The sequence below is a fragment of the Caldimonas sp. KR1-144 genome, from assembly GCF_049446155.1.
Taxonomy (GTDB): Bacteria; Pseudomonadota; Gammaproteobacteria; order Burkholderiales; family Burkholderiaceae_C; genus Rivibacter.
In genome coordinates this window covers 221,211-242,451 of the sequence record NZ_JBMSEE010000004.1, presented here as the reverse complement: position 1 = coordinate 242,451, position 21,241 = coordinate 221,211, and the positions used below count along the sequence as shown (strand labels likewise).

At 71.0% G+C, this 21,241-nt stretch carries 24 protein-coding genes; 15 read left to right on the top strand and 9 right to left on the bottom strand.

Annotated features, from left to right (window positions below; all coding sequences use genetic code 11):
* Window positions 1–108 precede the first annotated feature (108 nt).
* From ACO2TI_RS11595 to phbB, 3 genes are all read left to right on the top strand, one after another.
* Entirely contained in the window at window positions 109–1,734 is a 1,626-nt protein-coding gene (locus tag ACO2TI_RS11595; protein WP_423284464.1) for a PHA/PHB synthase family protein, read from the top strand.
* 73 nt (window positions 1,735–1,807) lie between these two features.
* Window positions 1,808–2,989: an acetyl-CoA C-acetyltransferase gene (locus tag ACO2TI_RS11590; protein WP_423284462.1), complete on the top strand. Its 1,182-nt coding sequence runs from the start codon at window positions 1,808–1,810 to the stop codon at window positions 2,987–2,989.
* Between the two features lie 93 nt (window positions 2,990–3,082).
* Entirely contained in the window at window positions 3,083–3,829 is a 747-nt protein-coding gene (phbB, locus tag ACO2TI_RS11585) for an acetoacetyl-CoA reductase (RefSeq protein WP_423284460.1), read from the top strand.
* Between the two features lie 79 nt (window positions 3,830–3,908).
* Here phbB and ACO2TI_RS11580 read toward each other — a convergent pair whose 3' ends face one another.
* From ACO2TI_RS11580 to lexA, 3 genes are all read right to left on the bottom strand, one after another.
* A complete protein-coding gene (locus ACO2TI_RS11580; protein ID WP_423284459.1) occupies window positions 3,909–4,262 on the bottom strand; it encodes a hypothetical protein in 354 nt (117 codons plus the stop codon).
* Between the two features lie 122 nt (window positions 4,263–4,384).
* A complete protein-coding gene (locus tag ACO2TI_RS11575; protein WP_423284457.1) occupies window positions 4,385–4,717 on the bottom strand; it encodes a helix-hairpin-helix domain-containing protein in 333 nt (110 codons plus the stop codon).
* A 7-nt stretch (window positions 4,718–4,724) separates the two neighbouring features.
* Window positions 4,725–5,414: a transcriptional repressor LexA gene (gene lexA / locus ACO2TI_RS11570; protein WP_423284454.1), complete on the bottom strand. Its 690-nt coding sequence runs from the start codon at window positions 5,412–5,414 to the stop codon at window positions 4,725–4,727.
* 69 nt (window positions 5,415–5,483) lie between these two features.
* On the opposite strand from lexA, the gene ACO2TI_RS11565 reads away from it, so the two are divergent.
* Both ACO2TI_RS11565 and ACO2TI_RS11560 read left to right on the top strand, forming a co-directional pair.
* The gene (locus tag ACO2TI_RS11565; protein WP_423284453.1) at window positions 5,484–6,461 is read left to right on the top strand and encodes an asparaginase; all 978 of its coding nucleotides are present in this window, start codon (window positions 5,484–5,486) and stop codon (window positions 6,459–6,461) included.
* 55 nt (window positions 6,462–6,516) lie between these two features.
* Entirely contained in the window at window positions 6,517–7,008 is a 492-nt protein-coding gene (locus ACO2TI_RS11560) for a DUF6152 family protein (RefSeq protein WP_423284452.1), read from the top strand.
* On the opposite strand, the gene ACO2TI_RS11555 is transcribed toward ACO2TI_RS11560, so the two are convergent.
* Genes ACO2TI_RS11555 through ACO2TI_RS11545 form a run of 3 tightly spaced genes read right to left on the bottom strand, consistent with a single transcriptional unit; the run spans window position 6,981 to window position 9,095 of the window.
* Window positions 6,981–7,820 (bottom strand): NRDE family protein, encoded by an 840-nt coding sequence (locus ACO2TI_RS11555; RefSeq protein WP_423284451.1) that lies wholly within the window; start codon window positions 7,818–7,820, stop codon window positions 6,981–6,983. The two genes, ACO2TI_RS11560 and ACO2TI_RS11555, sit on opposite strands and share 28 nt — an antisense overlap.
* Window positions 7,808–8,134 (bottom strand): DUF4936 family protein, encoded by a 327-nt coding sequence (locus tag ACO2TI_RS11550; RefSeq protein WP_423284449.1) that lies wholly within the window; start codon window positions 8,132–8,134, stop codon window positions 7,808–7,810. The genes ACO2TI_RS11555 and ACO2TI_RS11550 overlap by 13 nt, the downstream gene beginning before the upstream one ends.
* A complete protein-coding gene (locus ACO2TI_RS11545; RefSeq protein ID WP_423284448.1) occupies window positions 8,121–9,095 on the bottom strand; it encodes a YgfZ/GcvT domain-containing protein in 975 nt (324 codons plus the stop codon). Before ACO2TI_RS11545 ends, ACO2TI_RS11550 begins: the two co-directional genes overlap by 14 nt.
* Before the next feature lie 67 nt (window positions 9,096–9,162).
* Here ACO2TI_RS11545 and mltG point away from each other — a divergent pair, with 67 nt between their 5' ends.
* The 7 genes from mltG (at window position 9,163) to ACO2TI_RS11510 (ending at window position 14,119) form a co-directional block, all read left to right on the top strand.
* Window positions 9,163–10,170, top strand: a complete 1,008-nt coding sequence (gene mltG / locus ACO2TI_RS11540) for an endolytic transglycosylase MltG (protein ID WP_423284446.1) — start codon at window positions 9,163–9,165, stop codon at window positions 10,168–10,170.
* The gene (gene tmk / locus ACO2TI_RS11535) at window positions 10,167–10,793 is read left to right on the top strand and encodes a dTMP kinase (protein ID WP_423284443.1); all 627 of its coding nucleotides are present in this window, start codon (window positions 10,167–10,169) and stop codon (window positions 10,791–10,793) included. Before mltG ends, tmk begins: the two co-directional genes overlap by 4 nt.
* 7 nt (window positions 10,794–10,800) lie before the next feature.
* Window positions 10,801–11,856, top strand: a complete 1,056-nt coding sequence (locus ACO2TI_RS11530; RefSeq protein WP_423284442.1) for a DNA polymerase III subunit delta' — start codon at window positions 10,801–10,803, stop codon at window positions 11,854–11,856.
* A complete protein-coding gene (locus tag ACO2TI_RS11525; protein WP_423284440.1) occupies window positions 11,853–12,278 on the top strand; it encodes a PilZ domain-containing protein in 426 nt (141 codons plus the stop codon). The genes ACO2TI_RS11530 and ACO2TI_RS11525 overlap by 4 nt, the downstream gene beginning before the upstream one ends.
* A 43-nt stretch (window positions 12,279–12,321) precedes the next feature.
* Entirely contained in the window at window positions 12,322–13,122 is an 801-nt protein-coding gene (locus tag ACO2TI_RS11520) for a TatD family hydrolase (RefSeq protein ID WP_423284438.1), read from the top strand.
* 13 nt (window positions 13,123–13,135) lie between these two features.
* Complete coding sequence (locus tag ACO2TI_RS11515; protein WP_423284437.1) at window positions 13,136–13,756, top strand: ankyrin repeat domain-containing protein; 621 nt, start codon at window positions 13,136–13,138, stop codon at window positions 13,754–13,756.
* 150 nt (window positions 13,757–13,906) lie between these two features.
* Window positions 13,907–14,119, top strand: coding sequence for a hypothetical protein (locus tag ACO2TI_RS11510; protein ID WP_423284435.1), 213 nt, complete (start codon window positions 13,907–13,909; stop codon window positions 14,117–14,119).
* A 39-nt stretch (window positions 14,120–14,158) separates the two neighbouring features.
* Here the strand turns inward: ACO2TI_RS11510 and ACO2TI_RS11505 are convergent, their stop codons facing one another.
* Window positions 14,159–15,865: a response regulator gene (locus tag ACO2TI_RS11505; RefSeq protein WP_423284432.1), complete on the bottom strand. Its 1,707-nt coding sequence runs from the start codon at window positions 15,863–15,865 to the stop codon at window positions 14,159–14,161.
* Between the two features lie 202 nt (window positions 15,866–16,067).
* Here ACO2TI_RS11505 and ACO2TI_RS11500 point away from each other — a divergent pair, with 202 nt between their 5' ends.
* Complete coding sequence (locus ACO2TI_RS11500) at window positions 16,068–17,036, top strand: metallophosphoesterase (protein ID WP_423284429.1); 969 nt, start codon at window positions 16,068–16,070, stop codon at window positions 17,034–17,036.
* Between the two features lie 33 nt (window positions 17,037–17,069).
* Here ACO2TI_RS11500 and ACO2TI_RS11495 read toward each other — a convergent pair whose 3' ends face one another.
* Complete coding sequence (locus tag ACO2TI_RS11495; protein ID WP_423284427.1) at window positions 17,070–17,561, bottom strand: CDP-archaeol synthase; 492 nt, start codon at window positions 17,559–17,561, stop codon at window positions 17,070–17,072.
* Between the two features lie 154 nt (window positions 17,562–17,715).
* Between ACO2TI_RS11495 and ACO2TI_RS11490 the strand changes: the two genes are divergently transcribed.
* On the top strand, window positions 17,716–19,194 hold the full coding sequence (locus tag ACO2TI_RS11490; protein ID WP_423284425.1) for a L,D-transpeptidase family protein: 1,479 nt from the start codon (window positions 17,716–17,718) through the stop codon (window positions 19,192–19,194).
* 28 nt (window positions 19,195–19,222) lie between these two features.
* On the opposite strand, the gene ACO2TI_RS11485 is transcribed toward ACO2TI_RS11490, so the two are convergent.
* Entirely contained in the window at window positions 19,223–19,699 is a 477-nt protein-coding gene (locus ACO2TI_RS11485) for a DUF882 domain-containing protein (RefSeq protein WP_423284423.1), read from the bottom strand.
* A gap of 270 nt (window positions 19,700–19,969) precedes the next feature.
* Here ACO2TI_RS11485 and fbp point away from each other — a divergent pair, with 270 nt between their 5' ends.
* Window positions 19,970–21,097, top strand: coding sequence for a fructose-1,6-bisphosphate aldolase/phosphatase (fbp, locus tag ACO2TI_RS11480; RefSeq protein ID WP_423284421.1), 1,128 nt, complete (start codon window positions 19,970–19,972; stop codon window positions 21,095–21,097).
* Window positions 21,098–21,241: the final 144 nt, after the last annotated feature.

Here is a 21,241-nt window from a genome sequence, read left to right as displayed (position 1 = left end):
TCAAGGCGCCCATAATGCATCACGAGCCAGACGCGGGCGGCAGGCGGCACGGACGTTGCTGGAGACCCGCGCAGCGAGGAGACGATGGCCGACGACGCCCCCAACCCCATGAACGCTCTCAGCGAAGGCTGGGCTCAGATGCTGCGCTCGATGTCGGGCGTCACGCTGCCCTCAGACCTGCTGCCGACGCTGCAGCAAGACTACCTGCGCGATGCCGCCGCGCTGTGGAACCAGACCGCCGGCACGTCCGCTGGGGCGCCAGCCAAGCCGGCCGACCGCCGCTTCGCCGGTGACGACTGGTCGCGCAATCCGGCCAGCGCCTTCACGGCCGGCATGTACCTGCTCAACGCGCGCACGCTGCTGCAACTGGCCGAAGCGGTGCAGGCCGACGAAAAGACGCGCGCGCGCATCCGCTTCGCGGTTCAGCAGTGGATCGACGCGGTCTCGCCGTCGAACTACCTTGCGCTCAACCCCGAAGCGCAGCGCAAGGCCATCGAGACGCGCGGCGAGAGCATCGCCCAGGGCCTGCAGCACCTGTGGCAGGACATCCGCCAGGGCCACATGTCGCAAACCGACGAGAGCCTGTTCGAGGTCGGCCGCAACGTCGCGACGACCGAGGGCGCGGTGGTGTTCGAGAACGAGCTGATCCAGCTCGTCGAGTACAAGCCGCTGACCACGCAGGTGCACGAGCGGCCGCTGTTGATCGTGCCGCCTTGCATCAACAAGTTCTACATCCTCGACCTGCAGCCGCAGAACTCCTTCGTTCGGCACGCGGTCGAGCAGGGCCACCGCGTCTTCATGCTGAGCTGGGTCAACGCCGACGAGTCGCTCGGCGAGCGGACCTGGGACGATTACATCGAGGACGCGGCGATCCGCGCGATCGACGAGGTGCGCGCGATCACGAAGCAAGAGCGCATCAACACCCTGGGCTTTTGCATCGGCGGCACGATCCTCGCGACCGCATTGGCGGTGCTGGCGGCGCGCGGCGAGAAGCCGGCCGCGAGCATGACCTTGCTGACCTCGTTCCTCGACTTCAGCGACACCGGCGTGCTGGACCTCTTCGTCGACGAGGCGATGGTCTCGATGCGCGAAGCCGCGATCGGCCAGCGCGGCCTGCTCAAGGGCGGCGAGCTTGCCGCGACCTTCAGCTTCCTGCGCCCCAACGACCTGGTCTGGAACTACGTGGTCGGCAACTACCTCAAGGGCGAGACGCCGCCGCCGTTCGACCTGCTGTACTGGAACTCCGACTCGACCAACCTGCCGGGGCCCATGTACTGCTGGTACCTGCGCAACACCTATCTGGAGAACAACCTCGTCGTGCCGGGCAAGCTGACCGTCTGCGGCGAGGCGGTCGACCTGCGCAAGATCGGCGTGCCGACCTTCATCTACGCCTCGCGCGAAGACCACATCGTGCCGTGGAAGAGCGCCTACGCGAACACGCGCGTGCTTTCCGGCCCGCTGCAGTTCGTGCTGGGCGCCTCCGGCCACATCGCCGGCGTCATCAACCCGCCCAAGCCCGGCAAGCGCAGCCACTGGATCGGCAAGAGCCTGCCGGCGCAGGCCGATGACTGGCTGGCGCTGGCCACCGAGCATCCGGGCAGCTGGTGGCCGGCCTGGTATGCCTGGCTCAAGCCGCTGTCGGGCAAGCCGATTGCCGCGCCGCGCGGCTACGGCGACCGCAGCCACAAGGCCATCGAGCCGGCGCCCGGCCGCTACGTCAAGCAGCGCGCCTGAAACCAGCACGTCGCAAACCCGCAGTACAACCGTTTTCATCCGCCCCGTTCGCCGTCATCGCAAGGAGTCCGCCATGAGCACCGAGATCGTCATCGTCGCCGCCGCCCGTACCGCCGTCGGCAAGTTCGGGGGCACGCTGGCCAAGACGCCGGCCCCGGAGCTGGGCTCGGCGGTCATCCAGTCGCTGCTGCAGCGCGCGAAGCTGCAGCCTGACCAGGTTAGCCAGGTGATCCTGGGCCAGGTCCTCACGGCCGCCAGCGGCCAGAACCCGGCGCGTCAGGCGACGATCAAGGCGGGCCTGCCGCACGCCGTGCCGGCGATGACGATCAACGTCGTCTGCGGCTCGGGCCTCAAGGCCGTGATGTTGGCCGCACAGGCGGTGCGCGACGGCGACGCCGAGATCGTGATCGCCGGCGGCCAGGAGAGCATGAGCCTGGCGCCGCATGCGCTGCTTGGCTCGCGCGAAGGCCAGCGCATGGGCGACTGGAAGATGGTCGACACCATGATCACCGACGGCCTGTGGGACGTCTACAACCAGTACCACATGGGCATCACGGCCGAGAACGTGGCCAAGAAGTACGGCATCACGCGCGAGCAGCAGGATGCGCTCGCGCTGGCCTCGCAGCAGAAGGCCGCCGCGGCGCAGGACGCCGGCAGGTTCAAGGACGAGATCGTGCCCTTCACGATCCCGCAGAAAAAGGGCGAGCCAATCGTCTTCGCGGCCGACGAGTTCATCAATCGCAAGAGCACGGCCGAAGCGCTGGCGGGCCTGAAGCCGGCCTTCGACAAGGCCGGCGGCGTGACCGCGGGCAATGCCTCGGGCATCAATGACGGCGCGGCCGGCGTGGTGGTGATGAGCGCGGCCACGGCCGACAGGCTCGGCCTCAAGCCGCTGGCGCGCATCGCCTCGTACGCGAGCGCCGGCCTCGACCCCGCCTACATGGGCATGGGCCCGGTGCCGGCCTCGACGATGGCGCTCAAGCGGGCGGGCTGGAAGGCGGCCGACCTGGACCTGCTCGAGATCAACGAGGCCTTCGCGGCCCAGGCCTGCGCGGTCAACAACGAGATGGGCTGGGACACCAGCAAGGTCAACGTCAACGGCGGCGCGATCGCGATCGGCCACCCGATCGGCGCCTCGGGCTGCCGCATCCTCGTGACGCTGCTGCACGAGATGCAGCGCCGCGACGCGAAGAAGGGCATCGCCTCGCTGTGCATTGGCGGCGGCATGGGCGTGGCGCTGACGGTCGAGCGCTGACTCGGTGCGAACCCGCTTGACCGGCCGACATCGGCCGGTCAGCCTACAGACGCAGACACCACTGCAGTTGAGACAACGACGGGAGCAAGAGACATGAGCGCAGGAAAAGGCAAGCTGGCCTACGTGACTGGAGGCATGGGCGGCATCGGCACCTCGATGTGCCAGCGTCTGCACAAGGAGGGCTTCAAGGTCATCGCCGGCTGCGGCCCGAGCCGGGACTTCAAGAAGTGGCTCGACGAGCAGAAGGCCCTGGGCTACGAGTTTTTCGCCTCGGTCGGCAACGTGGCCGACTGGGACTCGACCGTCGAGGCCTTCGAAAAGGTCAAGGCCGAGCACGGCACAGTGGACGTGCTGGTCAACAACGCCGGCATCACGCGCGACGGCCAGTTCCGCAAGATGAGCAAGGCCGACTGGGACGCGGTGATGTCGACCAACCTGGACAGCATGTTCAACGTCACCAAGCAGGTGATCGACGGCATGCTCGACAAGGGCTGGGGCCGCGTCATCAACATCAGCTCGGTCAACGGCGAGAAGGGCCAGTTCGGCCAGACCAACTACTCGGCGGCCAAGGCCGGCATGCATGGCTTCACGATGGCCCTGGCGCAGGAAGTGGCCAGCAAGGGCGTGACCGTGAACACCATCAGCCCGGGCTACATCGCCACCGACATGGTCAAGGCGATCCGCCAGGACGTGCTCGACAAGATCATCGCGACCATCCCGGTCAAGCGCCTGGGCACGCCGGAGGAGATCGCCTCGATCGTCGCCTGGCTGGCGAGCGATGAGTCCGGCTTCACGACCGGCGCCGATTTCTCCTGCAATGGCGGCCTGCACATGGGTTGAGCCTCGCCGCCTTGCGGTGGCATGGGAAAAGAAACGGGGCGCCACGGCGCCCCTTTGTCGTTCCTGGTGGATTGCGAGCTCAGTGGCTCTGCGCCTCCAGCCGCTCGAGTGCGGCGCAGACCTCGGCGAACGAGCCGCCGATCACCGCGCGACGGTGGTCGCTGGGATCGAAGCGCACGAAGGCCCGGCGGCGTGGCGCCTCGGCCTTGCGGCTCACGAAGGGCGTCAGGGCAGCCGGTCGCACCGCAGCCGGCGAGCGGCCGGCAAACGCCGCGCGATGCCGCACGCGGATGCATGCCGGCGCGGGCTGCCCAGCAACGTCGGTCTGCGCCTGCGGACGCTGAAGGGCGCCGCGCAACCAGCGCTGCACCGGCTGCCACCAAGCGTGGTACTGGTGCATCGCGATCGACGCCGTGAGGGTCGTGATCATCATGTCCGAATCTCCTGAACGAGGCTCGGCAGGATTGGTTGCGAAGGCCGCACCGCGGGAAGGGCGCCGGTCTTGTGCGCCCATGCCCGCCACCCGCGGGCGGCCGGGAAAGAGAGAACCGGAAGTCAGCCGCTGCCGTGGACCGGTTTTCGCAGTGCGCCGTGAGGCAGTTCGCGAACCTGCCCCCACTTCGCTTTGCGCGCGGCCGTGTAGTCCCACCAGGGTTTGGCCGGCGCACCGGCCATGAAGTCGGTGGCGGCGAGAAAGGTGTCGAGCACGCACGGGTCCTGGCGCTGGCCGGTGGCGGCGCACAGGGCTTCATAGAGCGCAAAGCCGTCGCGCCCGCGCAGGTCCGCCGGCCTTTCGATGCCGATGCGCCGCAGATCTGCCGCCAGCGAGCGCCCGATGTTGGGGATCTGCTCGAGGCGCTGGCAATCCTGCGCGGTGGCGGCTTTCATCGCGGGCTCACATCAGCATGGTGTTGCGGATCAGGCCCACGGCCAGGCCCTCGAGCTCGAACGGCCCGCTGTTCTCGGTGACATGGATCACCTCGAAGTCGGGGTTCTCGGGGATCAGCTCGATGCCCGACTTGGTGCGGCGAAAGCGCTTGACCGTGACCTCGTCGCCGAGCCGCGCGACGACGATCTGGCCGTTCTTGGCCTCGCGCGCGCGCTGCACCGCGAGCAGGTCGCCGTCGAGGATGCCGGCGTCGCGCATGCTCATGCCGCGCACCTTGAGCAGGAAGTCGGGCTTGCGCGGGAACAGGCTGGCTTCGACGTTGTAGGTCTGGTCGATGTGTTCTTGCGCGAGCAGCGGGCTGCCGGCCGCAACGCGGCCGACCAGCGGCAACGCGAGCTGCGCGAGACTGGGCAGCGGCAGCGCGAACTGGCGGCCCAGGCCCGAGAGGCGCGAGGCGTGCAGCGAGCGCAATGTGTCAGACTGCAGACGGATGCCGCGCGACGTGCCGCCGACCAGTTCGATCACACCCTTGCGCGCCAAGGCCTGCAGATGCTCCTCGGCCGCATTGGGCGAACGAAAGCCCAGCTCGGCGGCGATCTCGGCGCGCGTCGGCGGTGCGCCGGTGCGCTCGATCGTGCTTTCGATCAGCTCGAGGATCTGCTGCTGGCGGGCGGTGAGCTTGGGCGCGTCATCCATGGTGTTTGGCCGGCTTGCCTGTGAGGCGGCTGGCGATTTATCCAGTATCTGTATTTTTATCCAGCTTCGATGAACCTGCCAAGCCCTTCCGTTGCTTCGCCCGCGAAGCGCCTCGTCGTCATCGGCACCGGCGGCACGATTGCCGGCACGGCCGGGCAGGCCACCGACGCCGTGGGCTACCGCGCCGCGCAACGCGGCATCGCGGAGCTGATCGCCGGCGTGCCGGCCCTGGCCGCGTGGCCGATCGAGTCGGAGCAGGCGGCTCAGGTCGATAGCAAGGACATGGGCATCGAGGCCTGGCAGGCGATCGCCGCGCGCATCGCGCACCACCTCGAGCGCGGCGAGGTGCAAGGCATCGTCGTCACGCACGGCACCGACACGCTCGAGGAGACCGCCTGGCTGGTGGCGCGCGTGCTGGCGCCGGCTGGCAAGCCGGTCGTCTTCACCGCGGCCATGCGGCCGGCCACATCGATCCAGGCGGACGGCCCGCAGAACCTGCTCGATGCCGTGACCGTGGCCTCGCAGCCCGGCGCGCACGGCGTGCTCGCGGTCGTGGCCGGCAGGGTCTGGCCCGTTGCCGGCCTGCGCAAGACGCACACCTACGCGCTGGACGCCTTCGACGCAGGCGATGCCGGGCCGCTGGCGAGCGTCGCCGCCGGGCGCGTGATCTGGCATGCGGCCTGTCCGCCGGCCGGCGAGCCGCTGGGCCTGGCGCGCATCGGGCGCGAGGCTTCGCGCTGGCCGCGCGTGGAGATCGTTGCCAGCCACGCCGGGGCGGACGGCGCGATCGTCGACGCGCTGCTGGCCCAGCACAGCCGGCCGCTGCGCGGGCTGGTGGTCGCCGGCACGGGCAACGCGAGCTTGCACGGCGGCCTCGAGACTGCGCTGGCACGGGCGCAGTCGCGCGGCGTTGTCGTGCTGGTCTGCAGCCGCGTCGCGCGCGGTCCGGCCATCGCGGCGGGCGAGGGCGGCTTCAAGACGGTGTCGATGACGCCGTGGCAGGCCCGCGTCGAGTTGCTGCTGAGGTTGCTTGGCGAACCCGGCTGACGGCGCGGCCGCGCTGCGCTAGGGTTGCGGCTTCGGTGGCCGCGGAGTGCCTGTCATGCTGCAACTCAAGCGTCGTTCCTACATCAAGTTCGCCGCCGGCTTCGCGGTGCCCGCGCTGCGCTCGCACCCCGTGCTGGCCCATCACGGCTGGAGCGGTTTCGATACATCGCGCCCGCTGTACCTCGAGGGCAAGGTCGCCAGCGTGAGCTGGGGCAACCCGCACGCATCGATCGCAGTCGAGCCCAAGGCCGGCCTCGCGCTGCCTGCCGATCTGGCTCGGCGCACGGTCCCGCCGCAAAGCGCCAGCGTCGATGCGCCGTCCATCCTGTCCAAGGCCGAGCTGCCCAAGCGCAGCGTGCCGCGCTGGACCATCGAGCTCGCGCCGCTGTTTCGCATGGAGGCCTGGCAGGTGCGCGCGCCCAAGGTCGGCGACCCGATCTCGCTGGTCGGCTACGCCAGCCCGGGCGAGCAGGGGCCGCCGGTGATCCGCGTCGAGTTCCTGTTCCTCGACGGCAAGGCCTACGGCCTGCGCTCGGCGCCGGCCTGAGGCTCGGGCCAGGCGCCGATCGTCATGTGGCGCTCGGCCGGCGTGCCGGGCGCGTGGCTGCGTTCGATCACGTGCGTCGCCAGACCGTCGGCGCCGCGCTCGGTGATCACCAGCGTGGAACAGCGCGTGCCGTAGCGGCCGTCGGGCGAGCGGATGAAGGCAGCCGACAACCAGCGCTCGACCTCCTGCGGCACGCCGGTGCGGGGCAGCTCGGCGTCGGGCGCGATGCGGGCATCGGCCAGCGCCTCGAACAGCGAAGCGGCCAACGCATCGAGCTCGACGGCCGAGGACATCGCCTCCGACAGGCGCGACTTGAGCCGCTTCACCTTCGGCCACGGCGTGTCGAGCGCGGCATTCGAGACACCATGGATGCCGCGCGCCAGCGGCACCGGGCCGTGCGCGCCGTGGCGGTCGCGGCCGGCCCAGAACAGCTCGCCGCGCGCGGCGTCGCCAGCGATCAGATTGAAGCCGTTGTAGCGGCTGGGATCGAAGCCCGACCACCAGCCGCGTGCGTCGGCGGCGGGGTCGCCCTCGATCCATCGCGTCACCAGCTCGCCGCGCGACCGCGCGGTCGGGTCCAGCGACGAAGGGTCGCGCACATTGGTGACGAAGGCGAGCCGGCCGGCGGCCGAAAGCCCGAGCCAGGTGCCGCCGGCGCGCAGGTCGCGCCCGCCCAGCAGCTCGACCGAACCGCCCTCGGGCGTCCACCAGTCGAGCGGTGCGGCGTCGCGGTCGTAGAACTCGTCGCGATTGGATGCCAGCACGAAGGGAAAGCGCCCGCTGGCGCCGACGGCCAGCGCTACGAGACACATGGCGCGAAGCGCTCGACATGGCGCTCGCCGGCGCCCAGGCCCTGCAACGCGGACTGCGCAGCGGCGTCGATGGCCGCCTCGAGCGCGGCATCGACGCCTTCGGCATGCCGGTAGGTTTCCATCCAGGTCGTCTGTCCGGTCGTGGGCTCGGGCCGGCGCAGCAACCTCGATTGCAGGCCGGCGTGCCGCGCCTCGAGGCCGCGCTGCGCCGCGCCGATGGCTAACGCCAGCGACTCATCGACCGCCGTCGGCGCGCGGTAGTAGACATAGAGCTCCGTGGCCGCCGCGTCGGCGTGCGACTCAGGCTGCGGCATCGGCGGCCGGCATCGCGTAGGGAAGGGTGCCCAGGGTCAGCGCCGGGCCGTCCGGCGCGCCCAGGTGCAACGTGCCGCCGGCCAGCGCGGCGAGCTTGAGCTCGACCAGCGCGCTGAAGCCGGCGCCGTCGGGCTGCGGCGCGGCGGCGGCGACCAGGCCACTGGGCTGGCCGGGATCGCCGGACCAGAACACCTCCTGCCCGGGCATCATCTCGGCGGGGCCGTCGACGCGCTGCGCACGGCGCTTGAGCGTGCCGCGGTACTGGCTGCGCGCGACGATCTCCTGGCCCGGATAACAGCCCTTCTGGAAGTTCACGCCGCCGACCAGCTCGTAGTTCAGCATCTGCGGCACGAACTGCTCGACCGTCGCGGCGACGACCGGCGCAACGCCGCTGGCGACCTCGAGCCAGTCCCAGTGCGCGAGCGGCAGGGCCGGATGCGCCGCCGCCAGCGCGCCGGCCTCGGCGTTCGGGCCGATCCACAGGAAGCGCGGCTGTCCGGCGCCGTCGGGCAGGCGCACGACGCGCGCATCGCCGCGTTCAAGCTGCCCCCACACGGGCAGGGCGCCGGCGGCGTCGCCCAGCGCGGCGCGCGCGCTCGGGCCGGTCAGGCCCAGCACGGCGAGACTCGCGCTCGCGTCGGTCAGCTTGGCCTTCGCGCGCAGCACGAACATCGACAGGCGCTTGAGCGTCGGCGCCAGCAGGTCGGCGCGCAGCACGAGCCACAGCGTGTCGGCATCGCGGCGCAGGCCGATCAGGCTCGCGAGCATGCGGCCCTTGGGCGAGCAGTAGGCCGCCAGGCGCGCGCGCGCGGCGTCGAGGCGGTCGAAGTCGTTGCTGAGCTGGCTGTGGAGGAAGCTCGGGCCGTCGGCGCCGGCGACGGCGATTACGCCGGTGTGCGACAGCCGCGCGATGCCGTCGAGCCCGGCGGCCGCATCCTTGGCAGGGGAAGACAGGGTCATGCGCTGATTATCATCAGCCGATGTCGTCACCACTCACGGCCGGGGCATGGACCCCGGCGCGCGTCCGATGAGGCGCTGGCTGTCACGCGCCCTGGTCCTGATCATCCTGTGTGCCGCGGCGCTGGCCGCCGCTGCCTGGTGGTGGACACGCCAGCCGCTCGCGCTTGCGAGCGACACCGTCGAAGTCTCGATCGAAGCCGGCACCTCGCCGCGCGGCGTGGCCCAGGCCTGGGTCGCTGCGGGCGTGCGCACGTCGCCGTGGCTGCTGTACGAATGGTTCCGCTGGTCGGGCCAGGCGCGGCAGATCCGCGCCGGCAGCTACGAGATCGGCGCCGGCACGACGCCGGCCGACCTGCTGCGCAAGATGGTGCTCGGCGACGAAACCCTGGCCACTGTGAAACTGATAGAAGGCTGGACCTTCCGCCAGTTCCGCGCCGCGCTCGCCAAGGCCGAGGCCTTGTCGCCGACCACCGCCGCGATGAGCGACGCCGAGCTGATGGCCGCGCTGGGCGCGCCGGGCGTGCCGCCCGAAGGCCGCTTCTTTCCCGACACCTACGCCTACAGCAAGGGCACGAGCGACGTCGCGGTGCTCAGGCGCGCGCTGCGCGCGATGCAGCACCGCATCGACGAGCTGTGGCCGCTGCGCCCGGCCGACTCGCCGCTCAAGAGCGCCGACGAGGCCCTGGTGCTGGCATCGATCGTCGAGAAGGAGACCGGACGCGAGGCCGACCGCGGCAAGGTCGCCGCGGTGTTCCTGAACCGCCTGCGCATCGGCATGCCGCTGCAGACCGACCCGAGCGTGATCTACGGCCTGGGCACCGCCTTCGACGGCAACCTGCGCAAGCGTGACCTGCTGGCCGACGGCCCCTACAACACCTACACGCGCGCCGGCCTGCCGCCGACGCCGATCGCGATGCCGGGCAAGGCCTCGCTGCTGGCGGTGATGCGGCCCGATCCGACCAAGGCGCTGTACTTCGTTTCGCGCGGCGACGGCAGCAGCGAGTTCAGCGAGACGCTGGACCAGCACAATCGCGCGGTGAACCGATACCAGCGCAACCAGAACGGATCCAAGTGAACACCGGCCGATTCGTCACCTTCGAAGGCATCGACGGCGCCGGCAAGTCGAGCCACATCGACGCCGTGGCCGAGCGCTGGCGCGCGCGCGGGCTCGAGGTGGTGCGCACGCGCGAGCCGGGCGGCACGCCCCTGGCCGAGTCGCTGCGCGAGATGGTCCTGCACCGGCCGATGGACGCGCTGACCGAGGCGCTGCTGATCTTCGCCGCGCGGCGCGACCATCTTCAACAAGTCATCGAGCCGGCGCTGGCGCGCGGCGCGGTCGTCCTGTGCGACCGCTTCACCGACGCCACCTTCGCCTACCAGGGCGCCGGCCGCGGCTTCGACCTCGGCGTGCTCGAGACGCTGGAGCAATGGGTGCAGCGCCACGGCCCGCAGCTACGCCAGCCCGACCTGACGCTGTGGTTCGACCTCGCGCCCGAGGTCGCCGCCCAGCGGCTGGCCGCCGCACGCACGCCCGACCGCTTCGAGCGCCTGGACGCCGCCTTCTTCACCCGTGTGCGCGAGGGCTACGCGCAGCGCGCGGCGGCTGCGCCGGGCCGCTTCGTGCGCATCGACGCCGATGCGCCGCGCGAGGCGGTGGCGCAGCAGATCGACGCCGAGCTCGCGGCGCGCGGCTGGTAGTCGGTTCATGGCGATCCCCACTCCCAAATGGCTCGACGCGCCGCTCGCGCAGGCCTTGGCCAACGTGCGCGGCCACGCCGTGCTGCTGCACGGACCGGCCGGCGTGGGGCAGTTCGAGCTGGCGATCGCGCTCGCGTCGGCCTGGCTGTGCGAGGCCCCGCATCGCGCCGTCGACGCGCCCGCCTGCGGCGAGTGCGCCAGCTGCCGGCTGATCGCCGCGCGCACCCATCCCGATCTCTGCGTGCTGCTGCCCGAGGCGCTGCAGGAGCCGCTCGGCTGGCGCCTGGGCGACGAATCCGAAGCCGGCGAGGGCGGCAAGGGCGCGAAGCCCAGCAAGGAGATCCGCATCGACGCGATGCGAGCGGCGATCGCCTTCACGCAGCAGACCGCCGCGCGCGGCGGTGCCAAGCTGCTGGTGATCCATCCCGCCGAGCGCATGAACCACGTCACTGCCAACACGCTGCTGAAGACGCTCGAGGAACCGCCGGGACGGGTGCGCTTCGTGCTGTCGAGCGCGGCGCCGGCGCGTCTGCTGCCCACGGTACGCAGCCGCTGCCAGGGCCTGCAGTTGTCGCTGCCACCGGCCGCCGCGGCCCGAGACTGGCTCGCGCAGCAGGGCGTGCCCGAGCCCGACGTGCTGCTCGCCGCGGCGGGCGGTCGGCCGCAGGCCGCGCTCGATCTGCACGCGCTGGGCGTGACGGCCGCGTCGTGGCGCGCGTTGCCGGCCGAGGTGCGTGCCGGCCGCTGGTCGTTCGCGGCCGACTGGCCGCTGCCGCTGCTGGTCGAATCGCTCGGCAAGCTGTGCGACGACGCACTGCGCCGCGCCAGCGGGGCACCGCCGCGTTTCTTTCCCGCCGATGCCGTGCCTGCGGACGGCGACCTGCTGCGCCTGACCGCCTGGGGCCAGCGCCTGCGCCAGGCGGCGCGGCATGCCGAGCATCCCTGGAAGGCCGATCTCGCCGCGGAGGCCCTCGTCGGCCAGGCGCGCCGAGCGTTGTTCGGCCGCAGCGGCGGCAGCGCGATCGCCGCCGGCCCGAGGGTCTTGGCTACACTGCGCCCATGAGCGAACTGACGACGCGCGCCGCCGCCGCGACCGTACCTGGCGCGGCCACCGGCGCGGGGACTGCAGGCGCCGCCGCGGGCGCCGCGCGGCCTAGCGTGATCCAGCTCGTGTTCCGCGAGAAGGGCGCGCTGTACGCGGCCTACATCCCGCTGTTCGGCGAAGGCGGCCTGTTCGTGCCGACCACGCGCGAGTACAAGCTCGGCGACGACATCTACCTGCTCCTGTCGCTGCCCGACGACCCGCAGCGCTATCCGGTGGCCGGCAAGGTCGGCTGGATCACCCCGGCCAATGCCTCGGGCGGCCGCACCCAGGGTGTCGGCGTGCGTTTCCCGACCGACGAGAAGACCCGGCTGCTCAAGCTCAAGATCGAGGAGATCCTGGGCACGACGATCTCGTCGACCAAGCCGACCCAGACGATCTGATGCCCCGGGCCGCGGCGCGCGCCGCGCGCCTTCGCTGCCCGAGATGTACGTCGATTCCCACTGCCACCTGACATTTCCCGAGCTGGCGAGCGACCTGCCGCGCGTGCTTGCCGCCATGGCCGACGCCGGCGTCGACCGGGCCCTGTCGATCTGCACCACGCTGGAAGAGGCCGACCAGGTCCAGGCGCTGGCCGCCGCGCACCCCAACCTCTGGGCGACCGTTGGCGTGCATCCCGACAATGAAGGCGTGCGCGAGCCGAGCGTCGACGAGCTGGTGTCGCTGTCGAAGCGGCCCAAGGTCGTGGCGCTCGGCGAGACCGGGCTCGACTACTACCGCCTCGGCGAGCGCAGCGTCGCCGACATGGCGTGGCAGCGCGAGCGCTTTCGCGTGCACATCCGCGCCGCGCGCGCGACCGGCCTGCCGCTGGTGATCCATACCCGCAGCGCTTCCGAAGACACGCTGGCCATCCTGCGCGAGGAGGGCGCCGGCCAGGTGAGCGGCGTGTTCCATTGCTTCACCGAGACGCGCGAGGTGGCGCGCGCCGCGCTCGAGCTCGGCTTCATGATCTCGTTTTCCGGCATCCTGACCTTCAAGAACGCCGCCGACTTGCGCGAGGTCGCGCGCGAGGTGCCGCTTGACCGCTGCCTGATCGAGACCGACAGCCCCTATCTCGCGCCGGTGCCCTACCGCGGCAAGACCAACCAGCCCGCCTACGTGCCGCATGTGGCGGCGCAGATCGCGCAGCTGAAGGGCCTGCCGGTCGAGACGATCGCGGCGCAGACCAGCGTCAACTTCGAGCGCTTGTTCGGCGTGGCGCCGGCGGTGTCGGGCGGCCGCGACTGAGCTCATAAAGAACATGAGATATATCGCCTATCTCATTGTCTTATTTGGATTTATTGGCTCTGCCAACGCGGGGTCGTACGAGCAGTTCTTTCGCGCGGTGGTGCGCAACGACGCGGCCGCCGTCATCGAGCTGATCGACCGCGGCTTCGACGCCAATGCGCGCGACGAGAGCGGGCAGCCGGCGATCATCCGCGCCCTGCGGACCGAGTCCGATGACGTTGCGCTGGCGCTGGCCAAAGACGCTCGACTCGATCCAAACGTACGCAACAGCGCCAACGAAACAGCGCTGATGTGGGCCGCGATGCGCGGTCACGTGCCGGTCTGCGAAGTGCTGATCGCGCGGGGCGCGGCCGTCGACCGGCCGGGCTGGACGCCGCTGCACTATGCCGCCTCGGGCAACCAGCTCGCTGTCGCGCGCCTGCTGCTGTCAAGCGGCGCGGCCGTCGACGCACGTTCGCCGAACGGTCGCACGCCGTTGATGCAGGCCGCGCGCTACGGCAACGAGGAACTGGTCGAGCTCCTGTTGCGCAACGGCGCCGACCGCAGCGCGACCGACCGCGACGGCGGCACCGCCGCCGATGCCGCGCGCGCCTCGGGTCGCGAATGGCTGGCCGACAAGCTGCAGCCGCGCTGAGGCGAGCCGTCCCGACGCGCTTGTAGGGCATTTTCCGAGGCACGGTCTGGAGACGCGCCGACTGCAGGTCTTGGTTCGCGTCCCTAAAGTCAATTCACGGTCATGGATCAGCCCGCCGGGCGAGACCAGCGGCCGCGAAAGGCACCCGTCATGGATCAGCTCAGCCTCGCGCCGGTTTCCGCGGTTTCCGATCCCTTTGCCTTGATGATGAATCCCGAGGCGGTGCTGCGCGCCGTCGAGTGCTCGGACCGGCTCGCGCGCCTGCAGCGGCGCATCTGCCGGCCGCTCGACAAGCCGTTGCCGCTGCGCGGCGCGGCGGCCGAGTTCGACGCGTCGGTCGACGCGCAGCCCGACGAGGAGTGAGGCAAGCGCCGGCGTTCATGCCGCCGGCCCAGGCTTCGCTCACCTTGCTCCCCTCGCAGGTGCCGCAGGCCGCCGACCGTCCGCTTCGCGCGGGGCGGCAACGCCGGGTGGGCGCCATGGCGCCAGCTGTACCTGGGCGCCGTAGCTGCGATAGCGCGCATTGAGGGCGTCGATGCGCTGCTGAAGATCGGCCGCACCGGCGACCTCGTCGCGATGGCGATCGAGCGTGTGCGCGGCGAGGTCGAGCAGGCGGGCGTTGAGCGTGCGCTGCGCGCCTTCGAGCAGCGAGCCCACGGCCCGCGTCGGATCGCCGGCCAAGGTGTTCGAGACCGCGGCCTCGGCCTGTTCGCGGATGCCCTGGTAGCGCTGGCGGATGAACGGTGCCATGTCTGCGCGCTCCAGCGCCGCTGCGCACAGCAGGTCGCAGGTCGCTCGCGATGCAGCAAAGCGATCGGCCAGGACCGTGGTGCGCTCGGGCAAGTCATCGAGCCGCACCTCGCGCGCCACCAGGCGCGCCATCACGCCCAGCAGATTGCACGCGGCCTCGAAGTCGAAGTCCGGCTCGAGCGCGTCGCGCCCGTCCTCGCGCAGCACGCGCAGCGCATCGCCGACCTGCCGATCGAGCAGCAGGCGGTAGGCGGTCAGCGTGGAAAGGAAACGGCGCAGCCGCGGGCTTTCGGGCTGCATCTCGACGTGTCGCGACAAAGCGCGCATCGACTGCAGCAGTCCGCGGCGATCGCCCTGGTCGAACTGCAGCGTGCCCAGCATCACCAGGCCCTGCAGGTCGAAGACCTTGGAGTTCATGCCCAGCGCCGCGGCACGCTGCAAGGCGTCGGCCGCCTCGTGCCGGTCGCCGTGATAGAAGGCCAGCAAGCCCAGCTTGAGCAGGCGCGCCACGCAGCCCGGCGTCAGGCTGCTCGCGCGCCTCAGGGCCTGCAAGGCGGCCTGTGGCTCGCCTTGGTCGAGCAGCACGCGGCCCATCACGTCGTAGGCGTCGGCATAACCGGGCTGGTCGGCGATCAGGCTTTCCAAGGTGCGGCGTGCCTGCATGACGCCGCCGGCCTGGTACTCCGAGCGCGCAATGCCCATGCGCGCCCACGGCAGCGCACGGGCCGCGAGGATGAGCTCGAACATCGTCTGCGCCTGCTGCGCGCGCCCGAGCCGCAGCCACAGTTCGGCGCCGATGCGCGCCGCGTTGATCCAGTGCGCAGCGCGCTGCGCGCAGTGCTGCTCGCACAGCTGCGCGGCGGGCTCGTACTCGCCGCGCTCGACCGCATCGATGATGGGCTTGAGCGCCTGCTTGCGCTGCCGCGACCGCTCCAGCCGATCGAGCAACGCCTGTTCCGTGTGCGGCTTGATGAGGTAGGCGTCGAGCGCGGCCTCGGCCGCCTCGGCGACGTTGGCGTAGCACGCCTCGCTGGAGATCATCACCACCACGGTGGACAGCGGCAGCAGGTTGGCCAGGCGCAGGTCGTCCATCAGGTCCTGGCCGGACATCGGTTCACCCGGGAAGTGGTACTCGCAGATCACCACGTCGAAGCGCCTGAACTCCAGCGTGCGACGGGCATCCTGCGCCCGCTGCGCCTGCACGACCTCGGCACAACCGAGGTCGCGCAGCATCGCCGAGAGGGCGGTCCGCGAGGCCGGGTTGGCGTCGACCACCAGCGCCTCGCGAAATGGCAGGTCAGGGCGGTTCGGCGCCGCGGCGGCGCCGGGCTTCATCGGCTGCGGTGACATCTCGTTCATGGGCTCGTGCGAGCGCGTGGCGACCATGGCTTCAATGTCGTCGGCGCGCCGGCCCGGCTTGATCGGGCGCGCGTAGGGAGTCCTTGACACTTGGTGTGGGGAAACCTGCTTTCCTTGCCGGCCGGCCGGTCGCCGGCCGGGTCGCGATGCGTCCCGGGCGCGCTGGCATGATGCTTTTCCCCGTCGTCATGCGGCCTTGCCCATGCGTCTGTCCGATTTCACCGAGGAGGAGCGCGGCGCGCTCGTCGCGCTGGAGACGCGCATCGGCCGCGCGCATCTGCGCCACCGGCTCGCGATCGAGGGCGAGCACGAATTGCAGGTGTTCCGCCGCGGCACGCACTTCTTCCACCTGGAGAACTGGCTTCCCGTGCACGCGCTGCTGCGCGCACTGCTCGTTATCAGTGGCCTGCACGGCCGTGGGCGGCGCAACGCGCTGCGCATCGAGATCAGGCGCCACGAGGCCGCGCTGGCGAACCTGCCGCCGGCCTTCGAGGGCTACACGCTGCTGCATCTGAGCGACCTGCACCTCGACGTGAGCGAGGCCTTCGTCGAGCGCCTGATCGAGCGTCTGCGCGGTCTGGCATTCGACGCCTGCGTGCTGACGGGCGACTACCGCTTCCACACGGCAGGTCCGCACGCGCCGGCCATGGATGCGCTGGCGCGCCTGCGCCCGCTGCTCGGCGAGCGCGTCTATGCGGTGCTCGGCAACCACGACACGATCCGCATGGTGCCGCCCATGGAGGCGATGGGCATTCGCGTACTGATGAACGAGTCGGTGCGCATCGAGCGCGGCGCTGCGTCGATCCACCTGGCCGGCATCGATGACGCGCACTACTTCCGCACGCAGGGTTATCACAAGGCGGCCGACGGCATCCCGGGCGGGGCTTGCGCCGTCTTGCTGTCGCACACGCCCGAGGCCTACCGCCATGCGGCGCACTGCGGCTTCAGCCTGATGCTGTGCGGGCACACGCACGGCGGCCAGATCTGCCTTCCGGGCGGCGTGCCGGTCCTCACCGATTCGAAGGCGCCGCGCGCCTACGCGCGCGGGCCGTGGCGATTCGGTGCGATGCTCGGCTACACCTCGGTGGGCTGCGGCACTTCGATCGTCGACGTGCGCCTGAACTGCCGGCCCGAGGTCACGCTGCACCGGCTGGCATTGCCAGCGCAGTGATCCGGCGCGGCCCGGTGCGCGCTGGGTGCCGGCTCAGTAAGGTCGATCACGCAGCCCGCGCCGGTACGACCAGCGCGCGATCGGCAGCTCCAGCGCGAAGAAGGCGAGGGTGACGCCCGCGATCAGCGCGGGCGAGAGCGCCAGCGGCTGCTGCACCGCCAGCAGCGGTAGCAGCGCCTCGGGGATCTGGTCCAGGCCCGTCGCGCGCCCGCTCGAAGCGATGCCGAGGCGGCGCTTGATGAAGCTCGACAAGGCGTCGCCGGCCATGGCGGCCGCGCCGATCACGGCACCGATCCACGGCGCCAGGCCCAGCAGCGGTGCGGCCAGAGCGCCGGCGATCACGGCCGCGGCCACGCCGCGCCACGTCTTGGACGGCCCCAACAGCGGCCGGCCGTCGACGAACACCAGGCCGCCGTCCACTGGCCGGCTCCACCGCGGCCCGAGCCAGCGCTTGGCCGCGATGGGCGCCGTGTTGGCGACGCCGAGCAGCAACAACAGGCGCACCGCCAGCCAGAGCGTTTCCATGCCCCGATCGTGACGCAAGCGCGCGCCGCTTGCACGCGCGTCGGGTGCGCAGGGCATTGCCCTTGCCCGCGCCGAAGCCCTCGCTTGAGCCGGCTCAAGCAGGCGCGCGTCGAGCGCACCCAACAATGGCGATCCGTCGTGCCGAGGAGATGCGATGCGCGCGGCAACGCTGTGTGCCCTGTGGTTGACATGTTTATGCGCGTGGAGCGCGGCGCGGGCCGAGCCCGGCGCATGGCTGGACGCCGCGCAGCGGCCTAACGCCGAGGCGCGCGACGCGCTGTCGCTGCTGGCCGAGGCCGCCTCCGACGGGCTCGATCCGGCCGACTACCGCGTGGCGGCGGGCGAGGGTGCGGCCTTCGATGCCGAGCTCACGCGCCAGATGCTGCGCTACCTGCGGCACCTGCACGCCGGCCGCGTCGATGCGCGCGCGCTGGGCTTTCGCATCGATGCGCGCGGTCAGGACATCGACTTCGCCGAGCGCCTCGCGCAGGCGCTGCGCACGCACCGGCTGCGCGAGACGGCCGCAGACCTGGCGCCCGACCTGCCCCAATACCGCAGCCTGCGCGCGCTGCTGGCGCGCTACCGCCTGCTCGCCGCCCAGCTCGACAACCAGCACGACGCCGGGCTACCGGCCGGCCCCTCTGTGCGCGAAGGCGATTCGTACGCCGCTGCCGCCGCACTGCGCCGGCGCCTGCGCGCGCTCGGCGACCTCGACGATACGCAAGCGGACGAGGGCGCCCCTGTTTACGACACCGCGTTGAGCGAGGCCGTGACACGCTTCCAGGCGCGCCACGGCCTTGCGCCCGACGGCGTGCTCGGCCGCGCCACGCAGGCGGCGCTGCGCATGCCGCTGGCCGCGCGCGTGCGCCAGATCGAGCTGGCGATGGAGCGCCTGCGATGGCTGCCGCCGCTGACGGGGCAGCGCTTCGTCGCGATCAACATTCCAATGTTCCGTCTGTGGGCGGTCGAGCCCGGTACGCCGAGCTTGTCGATGGGCGTGGTCGTCGGGCGCGCGCTGCGCACGCCGACGCCGGTGCTGCTGCGTCAGATGCGCGAGGTTGTCTTCCGGCCCTACTGGAACGTGCCGCGCTCGATCGTGCGCAAGGAGCTGCTGCCGGCCATCGCGCGCGATGCGCGCTATCTGGAGCGCGAGGCGATGGAAATCGTGCGCGGCGCCGGCGACGACGCGAACGCGGTGGAGCCGACGCCCGAGAACCTGGCCCTGCTGGCCGATGGCGCACTGCGCCTGCGCCAGCGCCCCGGTCCGCGCAACGCGCTCGGCCGCGTGAAGTTCGTCTTTCCCAACGACGACGACGTGTACATGCACGACACGCCCGCGACGGCGCTCTTCGAGCGCACGCGCCGCGACTTCAGCCACGGCTGCGTGCGCGTGCAAGACCCCGCCGAGCTTGCCCACTGGGTGCTGCGCGACGCGCCCGAGGCCTGGCCGCGCGAGCGCATCGACGCCGCGATGGCCTCGTCGCGCACCGAGCGCGTGGCCCTCGCGCGGCCGATCCCGGTGCTGCTGTTCTACGTGACGGCGGTCGCGATGCCCGACGGCACGCTGCACTTCGCCGACGACATCTACGGCCACGACGCGCGGCTGACGCGCGCGCTCTCGGCGCCGCACTGACGGTGTGCCGACGGCGCTTGCGGCAGCGCTACCAGGCGCGCACGCGGCCGGTGTCGACGTGCACGAAATCGGACGCCGGGTAGTAGCCCACGCCGCCGGCGCGCAGCGCCAGCGCCTTGTTGCGCAGCGTGGCCAGCGGCACATCCGCAAGACGGATGTCGATGGCCTGGCCGCTCATGTGCAGGCTGGTCGACGCCACGCCGTCACTGCGGCGGCGCAGCGCCTCATTGGTGGCGCGACAGCGGTAGCCCGAGATGACCTCGAACGGCGCGCGCGTGCCGCTGCCCAGGGCCAGCGCGTGCAGCACGTCGAGCAGCCGCGGATCGATCGTCCCCACCTCGCCGCTGCGGAAGTCGCGCAGCAGCCGGTTCACCGCCGCGAGCGCGTCGTCCACGTAGCTGCCGGCGTCGAAATACGTCACGCGCAGGCGCTCGCCGGTGTGCAGGTGGCTGAACGCGAGTTCGCGCGGCGCCTGCTGCGGTTGCGGCTTCAGTTGCGGCAGCACTGGCCCCTGCGCGCGTGTGGCGAGCGGCGATGCCGCGAGCGCGCACAGCAACGAGCGGCGAGAAATAGGCGAGGGCATGGTCGCCCGGATTTTGCGCGCGGCCCGCGGCGGCCCGCCCGGCAAAGGCGACCGTGCGCGTCGGCTTTGCGCTCGCCTGCATCGCCAGCAGGGTTCCGCCACCCGCGTGACTTGCGCCAGGTCAAGCGCTCCCGCGCCCGAGCGCCTAGCCTGCAAATGCGGCTGCGCGGGAAATGCTGTGAAGGAAATGCCATGAAGACCACGCTTTCGGTGATCAAGGCGGACATCGGCTCGATCGGCGGGCACATCGCGCCATCGCAGCGCCTGATCGACACGGTGCGCGAACACGTCGCGCAACAGGGCAGGGGCCTGCTGCTGGACCACTTCGTCTCGCACACCGGCGACGACATCGCCATCGTGATGACCCATCGCCGCGGCGCCGGCCACGCCGACATCCACCAGCTGGCGTGGGACGCCTTCGTCGCCGGCACGGCGGTGGCCCGCGAGCAGGGACTTTACGGCGCCGGGCAGGATCTCCTGAAGAACGCCTTCTCCGGCAACGTGCGCGGCATGGGGCCCGCGGTGGCCGAGATGGACTTGGACGAGCGGCCCAACGAGCCCTTCCTGTTCTTCGCGGCCGACAAGACCGATCCCGGCGCGTTCAACCTACCGCTGTACCTGGCCTTTGCCGACCCGATGAACACGCCCGGGCTGATCCTGTCGCCCAAGATGGGCCAGGGCTTTCGCTTCACGATCATGGACGTGAACCACACGCAAGGCGACCGCGTGATCGAACTGGAAGCGCCTCAGGACCTGCACGCGATCGCCGCGCTGCTACGCGATCCAGAGCGCTATGTCGTGGAATCGATCCACGCGCGCGCGACCGGCGAACAGGCCGTGGCGGTGGCGACCTCACGGCTGCACAACATCGCCGGCAAGTACACCGGCAAGGACGACCCGGTGATGCTGGTGCGTACGCAGATGAACTTCCCGGCCACCGGCGAAGTGCTGGCGCCGTACGCGCACGGCCATTACGTCGCCGGCGGCATGCGCGGCTCGCACAACATGCCGCTGATGCCGGTCAGGCAGAACACCGGCACGAGCTACTTCGACGGCCCGCCGCTGGTCAGCTGCGCCGCCTTCGCAATGCACGAGGGCAAGCTCACCGAGGCATTGGATTGCTTTGCGCACCCGTTCTGGGACGAGGTACGCAGCCGCTGCGCGAGCAAGGCCATGGAGATGCGCCGCCAAGGATTCTTCGGCGCGGCAATGCTGCCGATGGGCGAACTCGAGTACACGGGCATCGTCGAGACGCTGGGAGCCCTGGAGGGCCGCTTCCGTGTGCGTAGTGCGCCGGCCCAGGAGCGTGCGGCGGCTTGAGGGCCGGTCGGCATGGTCCAATTATGCGCTAATGTATCGAGCGTTGAGGCGCTGGATGCGGCTCCGCGAAGCCACCGCGTAGAAGCGCTAAGCAGCGTTTTGTAAAGTGCCCTGCGGGGCACTTTTTTATTGCCCACGCTACCC

Bases quoted from the DNA above. Each gene is read 5' to 3' on its own strand.
- ACO2TI_RS11555 (WP_423284451.1), bottom strand. From the start codon at position 7,820: ATGTGTCTCGTAGCGCTGGCCGTCGGCGCCAGCGGGCGCTTTCCCTTC.
- ACO2TI_RS11515 (WP_423284437.1), top strand. From the start codon at position 13,136: ATGAGATATATCGCCTATCTCATTGTCTTATTTGGATTTATTGGCTCT.
- ACO2TI_RS11530 (WP_423284442.1), top strand. From the start codon at position 10,801: ATGGCGATCCCCACTCCCAAATGGCTCGACGCGCCGCTCGCGCAGGCC.
- ACO2TI_RS11500 (WP_423284429.1), top strand. From the start codon at position 16,068: ATGCGTCTGTCCGATTTCACCGAGGAGGAGCGCGGCGCGCTCGTCGCG.
- ACO2TI_RS11490 (WP_423284425.1), top strand. From the start codon at position 17,716: ATGCGCGCGGCAACGCTGTGTGCCCTGTGGTTGACATGTTTATGCGCG.
- ACO2TI_RS11595 (WP_423284464.1), top strand. From the start codon at position 109: ATGAACGCTCTCAGCGAAGGCTGGGCTCAGATGCTGCGCTCGATGTCG.
- ACO2TI_RS11590 (WP_423284462.1), top strand. From the start codon at position 1,808: ATGAGCACCGAGATCGTCATCGTCGCCGCCGCCCGTACCGCCGTCGGC.
- lexA (WP_423284454.1), bottom strand. From the start codon at position 5,414: ATGGATGACGCGCCCAAGCTCACCGCCCGCCAGCAGCAGATCCTCGAG.
- ACO2TI_RS11560 (WP_423284452.1), top strand. From the start codon at position 6,517: ATGCTGCAACTCAAGCGTCGTTCCTACATCAAGTTCGCCGCCGGCTTC.
- fbp (WP_423284421.1), top strand. From the start codon at position 19,970: ATGAAGACCACGCTTTCGGTGATCAAGGCGGACATCGGCTCGATCGGC.
- ACO2TI_RS11510 (WP_423284435.1), top strand. From the start codon at position 13,907: ATGGATCAGCTCAGCCTCGCGCCGGTTTCCGCGGTTTCCGATCCCTTT.
- phbB (WP_423284460.1), top strand. From the start codon at position 3,083: ATGAGCGCAGGAAAAGGCAAGCTGGCCTACGTGACTGGAGGCATGGGC.
- mltG (WP_423284446.1), top strand. From the start codon at position 9,163: ATGAGGCGCTGGCTGTCACGCGCCCTGGTCCTGATCATCCTGTGTGCC.
- ACO2TI_RS11545 (WP_423284448.1), bottom strand. From the start codon at position 9,095: ATGACCCTGTCTTCCCCTGCCAAGGATGCGGCCGCCGGGCTCGACGGC.
- ACO2TI_RS11565 (WP_423284453.1), top strand. From the start codon at position 5,484: ATGAACCTGCCAAGCCCTTCCGTTGCTTCGCCCGCGAAGCGCCTCGTC.
- ACO2TI_RS11525 (WP_423284440.1), top strand. From the start codon at position 11,853: ATGAGCGAACTGACGACGCGCGCCGCCGCCGCGACCGTACCTGGCGCG.
- ACO2TI_RS11495 (WP_423284427.1), bottom strand. From the start codon at position 17,561: ATGGAAACGCTCTGGCTGGCGGTGCGCCTGTTGTTGCTGCTCGGCGTC.
- ACO2TI_RS11505 (WP_423284432.1), bottom strand. From the start codon at position 15,865: ATGAACGAGATGTCACCGCAGCCGATGAAGCCCGGCGCCGCCGCGGCG.
- ACO2TI_RS11520 (WP_423284438.1), top strand. From the start codon at position 12,322: ATGTACGTCGATTCCCACTGCCACCTGACATTTCCCGAGCTGGCGAGC.
- ACO2TI_RS11575 (WP_423284457.1), bottom strand. From the start codon at position 4,717: ATGAAAGCCGCCACCGCGCAGGATTGCCAGCGCCTCGAGCAGATCCCC.
- ACO2TI_RS11580 (WP_423284459.1), bottom strand. From the start codon at position 4,262: ATGATGATCACGACCCTCACGGCGTCGATCGCGATGCACCAGTACCAC.
- ACO2TI_RS11550 (WP_423284449.1), bottom strand. From the start codon at position 8,134: ATGCCGCAGCCTGAGTCGCACGCCGACGCGGCGGCCACGGAGCTCTAT.